The sequence below is a fragment of the Actinomadura sp. 6K520 genome (assembly GCF_004349245.1).
Taxonomy (GTDB): Bacteria; Actinomycetota; Actinomycetes; order Streptosporangiales; family Streptosporangiaceae; genus Spirillospora.
In genome coordinates, this window is the sequence record NZ_SMLC01000206.1 from 1 (window position 1) to 11,180 (window position 11,180).

Genomic DNA, 11,180 nt, shown 5'->3' on the forward strand with positions numbered 1-11,180 from the left:
CCCCCGGCACCCCGTGCCGCTCCGCCAACCCCGGCAGCCGCTCCCGCAGCCACCCCTCGACCTCGTCGATCTCCATTCCCATCCGCCCAACGTAGACGGCCGCGCCGATGGGCCGGCTCCTCCGGCGAGGACCCGGCACGCCTTCCGGAGCGTTTCCGGGTCCTTTACCAGTCGTGGCCGTGCCGGCTGCCAGAGTTGTCACGGTGGCCATTTCCAGAGACCCCGACCGGCTCGTCTTCTTCACCGACGCCGTCGTCGCGATCGCCATCACGCTGCTCGTGCTGCCACTGGTGGACGTCGTGCCCGCGGCGGCGCAGCACGGGCTGAGCGCCACCGAGGTCATCACCGAGCACCAGCCGGAGATCTTCGGGTTCCTGCTGAGCTTCGCGGTGATCTGCCGGCTGTGGCTCGTGCACCACGACTTCTTCCGGCACGTGCGCGCCTATTCCCGGCCACTGATCATGTGCAATGTCGGATGGCTGCTGACCATCATCGTGCTGCCGTTCCCGACGGAGATGGTCGGCGTTTACGGCGGCGACCGTTTCACGGCCGGCTTCTACATCGGCACGATCCTTCTCGCCGTCCTCTTCCAGACCGGGCTGGAACTCGTCGTCCGGGCCGATCCCGAACTGGCGTCGAAGACGGCTCCGCCGCCGCCCGACTCCCTCCCCGGTTCGGTCACCGCCACCGCACTCCTCACCGTCGCACTCATCCTCGCCCTGGCCATTCCAAGCCTGAACTACTGGACGCTGCTCCTCCTCTTCCTCTCCCCCACCATCGAAAAAACCTGGCACCGCCACCGGAACCGGCGCCGAGCCTGAACCGGTTACTTCTGGCGGTAGGCGACTTCGGTGGCTACGTGGGCCAGTTCGTCTCGCCAGCCGGGGCTGAGCGGGGCCGTCGCTATCGCGGACCGGGCCTGTGCCACCAGGTGGTCTATGCGGCGTTCGACTTCGCCGCGTACGCCCATGTCGGTGATGAGGCGGCCGAGTTCGGCGCCGTCGCCGTTCTGGTCGGCGAGCATGCCGGAGATGCGGTCGTCGCGCTGGATCGCCAGGGCGACGAGCAGGGTCATCCGCTGCTGGGCGAAGTCCAGGCCGGTCGGCTTGCCGGAGACGGTGCTGTCGCCGAAGGCGTCGATCAGGTCGTCGCGGAGCTGGAACGCCTCGCCCAGGGCGGCGCCGTACTGCTCGAAGGGGGCGGCGAGGTCCAGCCGTCCGGCGATGGCGGCGCCGAGGGCCAGGGGGCGGTGGATCGTGTACCGGGCGGACTTGCAGATCGCCGTCCAGCGGGAGAGCTCGGGGTCCGCGACCTGCTCGGCCGCCACCCGGATGTCCAGGTACTGGCCGATGACGACCTCGGTGCACACGTCGTGCCAGACCTCCCGGGCGGCCGGGGGCAGGGCGGCGGTCAGGCGGTGGGCGTAGACGTGCGCGAGGTCCCCGGCCAGGCTCGCCACGCCCTCGCCGTACCGGCGTGCCTCGCCGGCCCAGTCGGCGGCGCGGTGCTCCGCGGCGTGCCGCGCGTGGGCGGTCGGCTCGTCGCGGCGCAGGGGCGAGTCGTCCAGCACGTCGTCGTGGAGCAGGGCGTACGCGTGCAGGACCTCCAGGGCGGCGGCCGCGTCCACCGCGACCTGCTCCTGCGCGGGGTCGCCCCCGGCGGCGAGGAAGCCGCTCAGGCAGAAGGCCGGACGCAGCCGCTTGCCGCCGGCGGACACCAGGACGGTGACCGCCTCTACCGGGACCGCCGCGCGGGGGTCCACCGCGGACCAGCGGGCCTTCTCCGCGGCGAGCAGGCCGCTCAGCCGGTCCTCGACCCGGCTCATCAAGGCGCCGCGGGCCTCGGCGGGCGTGGTGGTGGTCTGATCGGTGGCTCCCATGCCACGACCTCCTCTTCCCGAAGAATGTGTCCACATAAGCGCTGTGGGCCAGGAACGCCGGCGGCGTTCCTGGCCCACAGGGTGTGCCTGGGCGAAGCGTCCTACAGCACCAGGCCGCGGTTCAGTACCGCCAGGGCCCGGTCGATCAGTTCGAGCAGGTCGCCTTCCTGGTTGTGGTCGCCCCAGAGCACCTGGTGGAAGGCGCCCGTCATGGCGCCCACCACGACGCGGAGTTCGAGGTCGTCCGCCGGGCGGCCGGTCCGCTCGGCGAGCGCCGCGCTCGCGGCGTCGACCATCCGGTACTGGGCCTCGTACATGAAGGCCCGCACCGTGGGCACCGTCCGCACCAGTTCCCGCCGCCACCGGTACTCGGCGCCGTAGTCTCCGTAGACCTGGTGCACCATGCCGGTCAGGGTCTCCCGCAGGGCGACCAGCGGCGGCTCGTCCGCGGGGCGGGCGCGGAGGAGATCGATGCCGGACGCGGCGAACTCGTCCGTCAGGACGATGTGCTCCTTGCTGGGGAAGTACCGGAAGACGGTGCTCGGGGAGACCTCGGCCTCCGCGGCGATCTGCTCGATGGTGGTGTTCTCGTACCCCTGCTCCTCGATCAGCCGGCGGGCCGCCTCACGGATCGTCCGGCGGGTACGCAGTTTCTTGCGTTCGCGCAGGCCAAGGTCGGCTTCGACGGCCGCGATCGCCGGCGAGTTCGGCTTGCTGGGCATGGACGAGAGCCTACAGTTCATTCGCGGGCGCCAGCGGCGGAGCCGGGCTGGGGCTCGACGGCGGGGTCTTCCTTCTCCTCCTTTGGGTCGTCCGGCAGGACGAAGGCGCCGAGGACGGCCATGGCGAGCGCGCCGACGCCGCTGACCAGCAGGACCAGCCCCATGCCGTCGATGAAGGCGGCTTCGGCGGACTGCGCCAGCTGCGGCATGTTCAGCCGTTCCGCGACGGCCTGCGCGGCCACCACGGACTGCCCGGCCGCGTCGGCGGCCTCCGCCGGCAGCCCCTGCGTGTCGATCCGGTCCTTGAAGATCACGTTGAGCAGGCTGCCCAGGAGGGCGACACCGATGGCGCCGGCGACCTGCCGCAGGGTGGTGAGGAGGCCGGTGCCGATGCCCTCCCGGCCCTTGGGAAGCGCGGCGAGGGCCTTGTCCATGGCCGGCATCATGGCGAAGCTGACGCCCAGGCCGGTGATGACCATCCACAGCGCGGTGAACCCGTATCCGGTGTCGGCGTCGGTGGTGCTGCCGAGGATCATCGCGAAGCCCAGGGTGGCCATGCCCCCCACCACCACCGGCCGGGAGCCGAAGCGGGTCACCAGCGGCGGCACGGCGCGGGCCACCACGATCATGCCGACCAGGAGCGGCAGCAGGCGCAGCCCGGTGTCGAAGGCGTCGTAGCGCAGGACGGCCTGCAGGTACAGCGGCAGGACGAACACCAGGCCCATCATCACGAACATCGCCAGCGCGGCGATGGCCGTGTTCCACCGGTAGGCGGGGTTCCCCAGCAGTTCCAGGTCCAGCATGGGACGGGTCTCGCGCCGCGCGCGCAGGACGAGGCCGACCAGCATCAGCACGCCGGCGACCAGCGAGACGACGATGACGGGGTCGCCCCATCCCTCGACGGGCGCCTCGATGAGGCCGTAGACCAGGGCGGCGAGACCGAGCACGCCGAGCGCCGTGCTGATCAGGTCGATCTTGGGGGCGGACGGGTCGCGGGTCTCGGGGATCAGCGTGAGGCAGGCGATGATGCCGACCGCCACGAACGGGATGTTGATGACGAAGACGGAGCCCCAGTAGAAGTTGTCGAGGAGCCAGCCGCTGACCAGCGGGCCGAACGGCAGGCCGACCGACATCCCGACGGTGAGGGCCGCGACCGCCTTGGTCTGCTCCTCCCCCCGGAACAGGGTCGGGATCACCGACAGCGCCAGCGGCATGATCAGCGCGGCGCCCAGGCCCATGATCGTGCGGGCGGTGATGACCCCCTCCGGGGACGACACGAGCGCCCCCAGGATCGAGCCGCCCATGAAGATCGCGAGGCCGGTGACGAGCAGCTTCCGCCGTCCGAAGCGGTCGCCGAGCAGCCCGGCGGGGAGCATGAAGGCCGCGAAGACCAGGGCGTACGAGTCGACGATCCACTGCAGCTCGCCCGTGCTGGCGCCGATGTCGGCGGCCATGGTGGGCAGCGCCACGTTCATGATCGTCAGGTCGAGCCCCAGGACGATGACGCTGATGATCAGGCCGACTAGTGCCAGCCAGTTGTTTTTGGAAGCCATGCTCAAATGGTAGTCGATGCCAAGTTTCCCGCCTAGGGGGTGCGGCGCACCCATGCCGGGGCTTTACCGGCGCCGGGGTCGAGCGACGCGCCGCGGCCGGTGAGGGGCGGCCGGTGAGGGGCGGCCGGTGAAGGGGGGCGGAGCGCGGCGGCGGGCCGGGGGCGGTGCCCGCCGCCGCGCTCGGAGAGCGTCAGTCCTCGACGTCTCCGTTGATGTGGCGCTGCACGAACTCGTAGGCCCGGTCGCCGAACTGGGCACCGAACGGGAGCGACCTCTCGACCGTCTCCTTGAAGTGCACGCCGGCCCACACCCGGCTGTCGGCGTAGTCCCGCACGTAGTCGGTCCAGGTCGCGTAGTGGAGTTCGAGGTCCTCGGCGGGGACGGTCCCCGGCTCCGTCAGCGCCGAGCCGGCCTCGTAGGGCCAGCTCCAGTCGAGGACGTCGTCGCCGAGGAAACGCCGCGCCGCCTGCGCCTGGGCCGCGCAGATCGTCGCGAAGCCCGCCGGGTACTCGGGGTGGTCCCCCGAGGGCAGGTAGCCGGTCCACTCGCGGGCGGGGATGTCGTCGACGGTCCCGATGCCGGGCCCGCCCCACGCCGTCACCTTGGCGTCGCCGTACACGTGCCGGACCGCGCTGAACGGCCGCACGGAGTCGTACCGGTGGATCTGGTGCCAGGCGGCGATCATGTCGTCGAACCGCGCCAGGGACGTCGTCATGAACAGCTGCGCCCAGCCGTCCAGGTCGAGGTCGTGGGCCAGCGCCGCGGCGCGCGGCGCCAGGGTGATGGCCGCCCCCGTGTGGTCGAAGAACTCCGCCTTCACCTTCTGCTCGTCGGTGAGGCCGGCCGATGCCGCCAGGACCTCGTCCACGGAGCGCTTGTAGCGCTCGGCGTCGGTGTGGTCGGTGTGGTCGGGCGGGGCGAGCTCGAACCGCCCCGGGTCGTCGAAGGTGAACGGCTTGACCAGCCGCACCTGCGGGGTGATGAACTGCTGGGCCACGAAGATGCCCTTGTCACCCGGCCCGTCGCCGACGCGGCGGCGGTGCCGGTGGATCGCCGGCTGCCACCGGGAGGGGTCGACCAGCTTGCGGGGCGTGTTGACGGGCTCGTAGCCGGTGTAGTCCTCGAAAGGCTCGCCGTGGTAGGTGCGGCCCATGTCACCGAGGTGGTTCATGCCGTCCTTGGCACGGGTCCTGATGATGGCCTTCCCGGCGATGTTGCCGATGCCAACTGGGGTGGTCGGGTCCTCCGACTCGTCGTCCGGGTCCAGGCCGAACAGGGCCAGCGCCTGCCCCATGACCTGCGCCCGCTCCGGATACACGGTCTGCAGCACCCGGTAGCCGGCGTACAGGCCGGCGATGTTCTTGTTCCGGTTGGTGGCGGACTCGCTCGCGGGACGGCGCTCGATCCGGGAGCAGATGCCGACCGCGGTGGGGTGGTAGGGCGCCAGCGCGTCGAACCACGACATCATGAACAGGTGGGTGATCCAGATGTAGAGGGGCGCATCCGTGGGGCCGATGGCGTCCTCCGAAGGGAACCTGCCGTCGGCGTTGGTGGTGATCAGGTCCTTGATGAAGTTGCCGTTGTCGAAGTCGTATTCGAACTGCGGGGGCGCCGGCTCGGCCGCCGGGGCGGGCTCGGCGGCCTCGTCCACGGTCACCTGTTCCTCGACGGAGGCAAGAGATTGGTCGGACGTCGTCATGTAAAAGTCCTTTCCTAGTTCTTGTTCTTCGCGATGAGCGCCTTCAGCTGGGGCGACACCTGGTAGTAGTAGCCCAGGTTGAAGTGGCCCCCCTGGGCCGACCACTTCGGGACCGAAATGCTCACCCGGTCGTCGTTGTAGGCGTACGGAGCACCCGTCATGAATTCCTCGATCTTCGGTTCCAGCCGGGTCTGGATTTCCGACAGGTCGAGGTTCTGCCGCGGCTGGGGCGCGAAGGAGATGCGCTTCACCTCCGGGGAGTCCCAGCCGAGGGTGATGTAGACCCGGTACGCCTTGCGGGCCAGTTCCAGCATCTGCTCGTCCGGTTCCGGCATTCCGCAGTCGCGGAGCATCGACAGGACGACCTTCGCTTCGAGGTCGCCCGCGACCTCGGCGGAGAGCTGGAAGTACAGGTTCATCGTCTTGCGCTTGTAGTCGATCCCGACCAGCGCGACGTCGTCCAGTTCGTAGCGGGCGAAGAGGTCCGCGTTCTCGGCGACGGCGTTCGGCATCGACGGGATGCCGGCGAGGTCCGACACCTTCTGCAGGGCACCGGGAAAGCTCGGGTAGAGCTTCTGGAAACCGCCGACGGCCCCGTAGTCGGCGAAGTACTCGCTGACGGGGACCCGGGCCTTGATGTCCGAGAGCAGGGCGCCGACCGGATGGTCCGTCTCCGCCACGAGGCCGTGCGACAGCGTGTGGGCGTAGGGGTCGTCGATCTCCTCGGGCAGCTGAATGGTGTAGTCGAATTCCTGGCTGCCGGTCGACACGCTGAAAATGATCGCGACCTCGCTGATCGCTTCCCCGTACGAAGCCAGGATCGGCCAGACGCTGTCGCGCGAACAGGGCACGTCCAGCATTCGAGCCGACTGCTCGATGGCCGAGTACACCTTTTCCATCCCGGCGGCTCCGGACATTGGTCCTCCCAAATACTCAGTCTTAGGTGGCGGTACGCCTTTTCGGGTATGCGAACGGGGCCTTCCGGTGCCGGTTCGGTTTCGCAACCTCCGGGCCGCCGGAAGACCCCGTTCGCGGGCGGATTCCACTTACCTCGGCGAAGCGGCGGGGCAGCCGGTGGACGTGACGGCCGCCGTTGCCCGCTCCTTCACCGCGTCAGCTCTTGACCTGGCCCTTGATGTGCCGCTGCACGAATTCGTTGGCCAGGTCGCCGAACTGGTCACCGAACGGCCTGGACCGGTCGATCGTCTCCTGGAAGTGCACCCCGGCCCACACCCGGCTGTCGCCGCAGACCTTGTTGAAGTCGGTCCAGGTGGGGAAGTGGACCTCGATGTCCTTGCGCGGGACGATCCCCGGTTCCGTCCTCGTCGCGCCCGCCTTCACGGTGAACTTCCAGTCCAGGGTGTCCTCGCCGAAGTAGAGCCGCGCCGCCTGTGCCGAGGCGGCGCACACCGTGGTGGAGGCCGAGGGGTACTCGGGGTGGTCCCCCGTGGGCAGGTAGGGACTCCACTGGTCGGCGGGGATGTCGTTGACCGTTCCCTTGCCGGGGCCTCCCCACGCCGTCAGCCGGCGCCTGCCGTACACGTACCGGATCGCGCTGATCGGCCGGACCGCGTCGTACTTGATCTTGTGGTGCCAGACCGCGATCGTCGTCTCGAACGTCGCGAGCGTGTGCACGAGTTGGAAGAAGGCCCACCCGGGGATGCCCTGCTCGCCGTTCTGGTCGTGCCTGTCGAGGAGGTGCACCGCCGAGTGCCCGATGCCCCAGCGCTTGTTGTCCATCACCTCCGCGATCACCTTCTGCTCGTCGGTCAGCGCGGCCGACGCGTCGATGACCCCGTCCACCAGGCGCCGGAACCTGCGGCGGTCGCGGTGGTCGATGAAGTCGGGGCGGGCGATCTTGAACTGCGTCGGGTCCTTGAAGGTGAGCGCCCTGACCCGCCGGGTCTGCGGGGTGACCACGTGCTGCGCAACGTAGATGCCGATGTCACCGGGCCCGCCGCCGACGCGGCGGCCGTTGTGCGGGCCAAGCTGCGGCTGCCAGCGCGACGGGTGGGTCAGCTCGTAGGGGGTGTTCACGGGGACGTAGCCGGTGTAGTCCGCCCACGGCCTGGGGTTGTAGCGGCGGCCGCCCTCGTCGCCGAGGAAGTTCATGCCGTCCCGCTTGTGCGCGTTCCAGGCGGCCTTGCCGACGACGTTGCCGATGCCGACCGGACTGGTCGTGTCCTCCGACTGGTCGTCGGGGTCCAGCCCGAGTGCCGTCATGAACTGCCGTACGGCGGGCCTCGTCTCCCCGAACACGCCCTGCCACACCCGCCAGCCGGCGTACAGGCCGGCGATGTTCATGTTCCGGTTGGTGGCGGACTCGCTGGAGGGACGGCGCTTGATCTTGGTGTAGATGCCGACCGCGGTCTCGTGGTACGGCGCCACCGCGTCGAACGCGGCGATGGCCGTGATGCGGTTGACCCACAGGAACGTGGTGATGTCCATGGCGCCGAAGACGTCCTGGTTGATCGACTCGCCGGCGGTGTCGTCGGTGGGCCCCAGGAACTTGAGGTAGTTGTCGGTGTCGAGGTCGAAGTCGAGCACGGGGTCGTCTTCGCGCTTCTCGGCATGGGCGGTGCCGGTATGCCCGAGGCCCAGCGCCGCGGTCGAGGCAACGCCGAGTCCACCGAACAGGAGCAGCCTGCGACTCGGGACTAAGCCTGAAGCGGGCGAGAGGTTGGACTTCGTCATGGCGGGTTTCCATGTCCTTTGCAGAGGATGCCTTGCGGATGTCAGCGGGGTTTCCGGGCCCGGGGCCGTCGCACACGGACGGTCCGGGTCCGGTCGTCGTAGCAGCGGCGGAGGCCGCGCGAGAGCCGGGAGGACGTCAGCCCGCCGGGTAGCCGCCGAAGCGCCGTTCCCGCCCGCGGAGGTCCTTGAGCGCCCGGTCGTAGTCGGCACGCGTCATGTTGGGGAACAGGACGGGAGAGAAGTGAAGCTCCGCGTACGGGGACATCAGCGGGAAGAAGGAGGACATGCGGATCGCCCCGCCGGTCCGGATGACGAAGTCGACCGGCTTCGTGACGTACGCGCTTTCGGCCAGGATCTCCTCGGTCATCGCCGGGATCTTGCCGTTGTACCTGTTGAAGATGCCGATCACTTCGCGGGAGAGGGACATCCCGAGGATGTAGTGGAGAGTGAACCCCGAGTCCTTGTCCGACTTGTCGCGGAGCTCCGCGAGTTCCGTGAGGTACTCCTCGGGGACGAGGTCCAGCGACCCGGAGAAATCGAAGTTGCAGTCGCCGTGGCAGCGTCGCGCCACGTCGTTGAAGGCGACCAGGAAGGTGGTCACCGCGGCCTCGGGGCGGCTGAAGTTCGCCGCGGAGGAGGTCGTGATGTAGAGCGTGGTGATGCCGTCCTCTTTGGCCCAGCCGATGAAGTCGATGAGCTTGTCCGCCATCGCCGTGTAGCCGTCGTCGAGGGAGACGCCCTGCTCCTGGGACCAGCGGCGCATTCCGTCCGGCAGCAGCATCAAGTTGGTCACTGTTCACGCCTCTCTGTCATCTTGTGCGGGATCTCACCGGGGAGAGCGGCCGGCCGCCGTCTCGGCGGCGGCGGCCGGGAATGGAACCCGCGACCATGCCGGTGGCACCGGAGTCGGGGTGGAGAAGAACTGCACGCGAAAGAGCACCCGTCACCGGGGTGTCGCCCTGCGGGCATGGTGACGGGTGCTCTCCGCGATGGTGGAACAGGCGAGCGGGCGGCGCGGGGTGCCGTCAGCCGGCCTCGGGGGCGAGCATCTGCACCATCTGCGGCGGCATCTGGTACCACGACTGGAGCTTGTAGTACTCGCCGCGCGGCGCGGCGGTGACACCGTAGATCCCCTTGCGGGCGGCGGGACCGTAGGTGTACGGGACGTCCTTCGCGAACTTCTCGATCTTCGGATCCACCGGCACGCCGGCGGGGAACGCGTCCAGGTCCCGGACCACCACGGCGAAGGTGATCCGCTCGATCTTGGACGAGTCCCAGCTCAGCGTGGTGTAGTAGCCGGTCGCCTGCTGGGCGAGCGTGAGCATCTGCTCGCTCGGCTCGGCCAGCCCGTGCTCGCGCATCATCGACCGGACGGCCTCCGGTTCGCGCATCTCGGCGGGCGATCCGAGGAAGTAGATGTTCAGCGTCCTGCTCGGGTAGTCGATGCCGATCAGGCTCGTCCTGCCGTCCAGGCCGTTGCGCGTGAAGAACTCCAGGTTCTCCGACAGGCTGCGCGGCATGGACGGGAGGTCGGCGAGCTCCGTCACCTTCTGCAGGTTGTTCAGGGGGAAGAACGTCCAGGTCTTCTTGAAGCCGCCGACGACGCCGAAGTCGACGCCGTGGTAGTCGAGGGGGAAGCGGTCCTGGATGTCCGAGAGCAGGTCGCCGACGGGGTGGTCGGTCTTCTCGGTGAGGCCGTTCGCCAGCGCGATGGCGTAGGGGTGGAGGTCCGGGGCGAGCGACGCGATGCGGAAGTCGAGGCCCGCGGAGTTGGTCGCCACCCTGTAGGCCATCTGGGCGTGCTCGGGGAGGGCGTCCGCGTACGCGGTCAGGATGGGCCAGACCGTGTCCCGCGAGCAGGGCTCGTCCAGCAGTCCGGCCGCTTTCTCGATGTCGGAGTAAAGAGCTTCCAGCTCGGCTGTGCCGGCCATTGCGCCTCCCGCGTCGATCTTGATTTTCGTGTGGGAATTCTCGTAAGGGATGGAACAGGTCGAACGCCGGTGACGCAGGGGGTCACCGGCGGAAAAAAGGGTGTACCAAGGAACGGACTCAAAGGTTCCGGGTCTGCATTGCCGCGTACTGTCTCGCGGAGAAATGGCGCCACCGTCGGCTGGGCGGCGAGCCGGCAAAGAGGCGGAACGGGGAGCTCACTCCGATAATGTGCCGCCGAGAAGGCAAAGTCTGGAGCCGGCACTCTAGATATATGTTCTTCGCCGCAGGTTGTCAAGGCTCGGGCGCGGAGCCGCCCCCGGGCATCGGACGGGCAATTGGACGGACCGTTGATCTGGACGGTTCCAGCGAGAAATAATGGCGTCGGCAGCACCGGGCGCGGCGACCTTCTCGGCACGTGGCCAAACACCACGATGGTGCAGCGGTAGAGAGTCGCGAAATGGGAGCTCGCACCCGGCATTGAGCCAGCGCTTGGGCAAAGCCTAAAGACGCCACCATAGATATAGATTCTTCGTCGCAGGATGTCAAGGCCCCCGATGCCGACGACTCCGGTTGATCACCTCGGCATTCATGCTGTTCACGGGACGTTCACGGCCCGGCGACCGGTGTGCCGCACGACGGTGCGGCGCAGCGTGATCGCGAGCGGGCGCGAGCGTGCCCGGGCGGGCACGGGTGGGCCGCCG

The 11,180-nt window shown here is 69.0% G+C and carries 9 protein-coding genes; 1 reads left to right on the forward strand and 8 read right to left on the reverse strand.

What is annotated here, in order from left to right:
* The first annotated feature begins 203 nt into the window (after positions 1–203).
* Positions 204–821, forward strand: a complete 618-nt coding sequence (locus E1289_RS32660; RefSeq protein ID WP_165970703.1) for a TMEM175 family protein — start codon at positions 204–206, stop codon at positions 819–821.
* Between the two features lie 5 nt (positions 822–826).
* Here E1289_RS32660 and E1289_RS32665 read toward each other — a convergent pair whose 3' ends face one another.
* The 8 genes from E1289_RS32665 to E1289_RS32700 form a co-directional block, all read right to left on the reverse strand.
* Complete coding sequence (locus E1289_RS32665; RefSeq protein ID WP_131987177.1) at positions 827–1,879, reverse strand: polyprenyl synthetase family protein; 1,053 nt, start codon at positions 1,877–1,879, stop codon at positions 827–829.
* 101 nt (positions 1,880–1,980) lie between these two features.
* A complete protein-coding gene (locus E1289_RS32670) occupies positions 1,981–2,601 on the reverse strand; it encodes a TetR/AcrR family transcriptional regulator (RefSeq protein WP_131987179.1) in 621 nt (206 codons plus the stop codon).
* A gap of 17 nt (positions 2,602–2,618) precedes the next feature.
* Positions 2,619–4,154, reverse strand: a complete 1,536-nt coding sequence (locus E1289_RS32675) for an MFS transporter (RefSeq protein WP_131987181.1) — start codon at positions 4,152–4,154, stop codon at positions 2,619–2,621.
* Between the two features lie 190 nt (positions 4,155–4,344).
* Positions 4,345–5,853, reverse strand: a complete 1,509-nt coding sequence (locus E1289_RS32680; protein WP_207929299.1) for a DUF6851 domain-containing protein — start codon at positions 5,851–5,853, stop codon at positions 4,345–4,347.
* 14 nt (positions 5,854–5,867) lie between these two features.
* Positions 5,868–6,770: an aromatic prenyltransferase gene (locus tag E1289_RS32685; RefSeq protein WP_207929300.1), complete on the reverse strand. Its 903-nt coding sequence runs from the start codon at positions 6,768–6,770 to the stop codon at positions 5,868–5,870.
* A 196-nt stretch (positions 6,771–6,966) separates the two neighbouring features.
* Positions 6,967–8,547: a DUF6851 domain-containing protein gene (locus E1289_RS32690; RefSeq protein ID WP_131987183.1), complete on the reverse strand. Its 1,581-nt coding sequence runs from the start codon at positions 8,545–8,547 to the stop codon at positions 6,967–6,969.
* A 136-nt stretch (positions 8,548–8,683) separates the two neighbouring features.
* Positions 8,684–9,340: an undecaprenyl diphosphate synthase family protein gene (locus E1289_RS32695; protein WP_131987185.1), complete on the reverse strand. Its 657-nt coding sequence runs from the start codon at positions 9,338–9,340 to the stop codon at positions 8,684–8,686.
* A gap of 232 nt (positions 9,341–9,572) precedes the next feature.
* A complete protein-coding gene (locus E1289_RS32700) occupies positions 9,573–10,478 on the reverse strand; it encodes an aromatic prenyltransferase (protein WP_131987187.1) in 906 nt (301 codons plus the stop codon).
* Between the last annotated feature and the right edge of the window lie 702 nt (positions 10,479–11,180).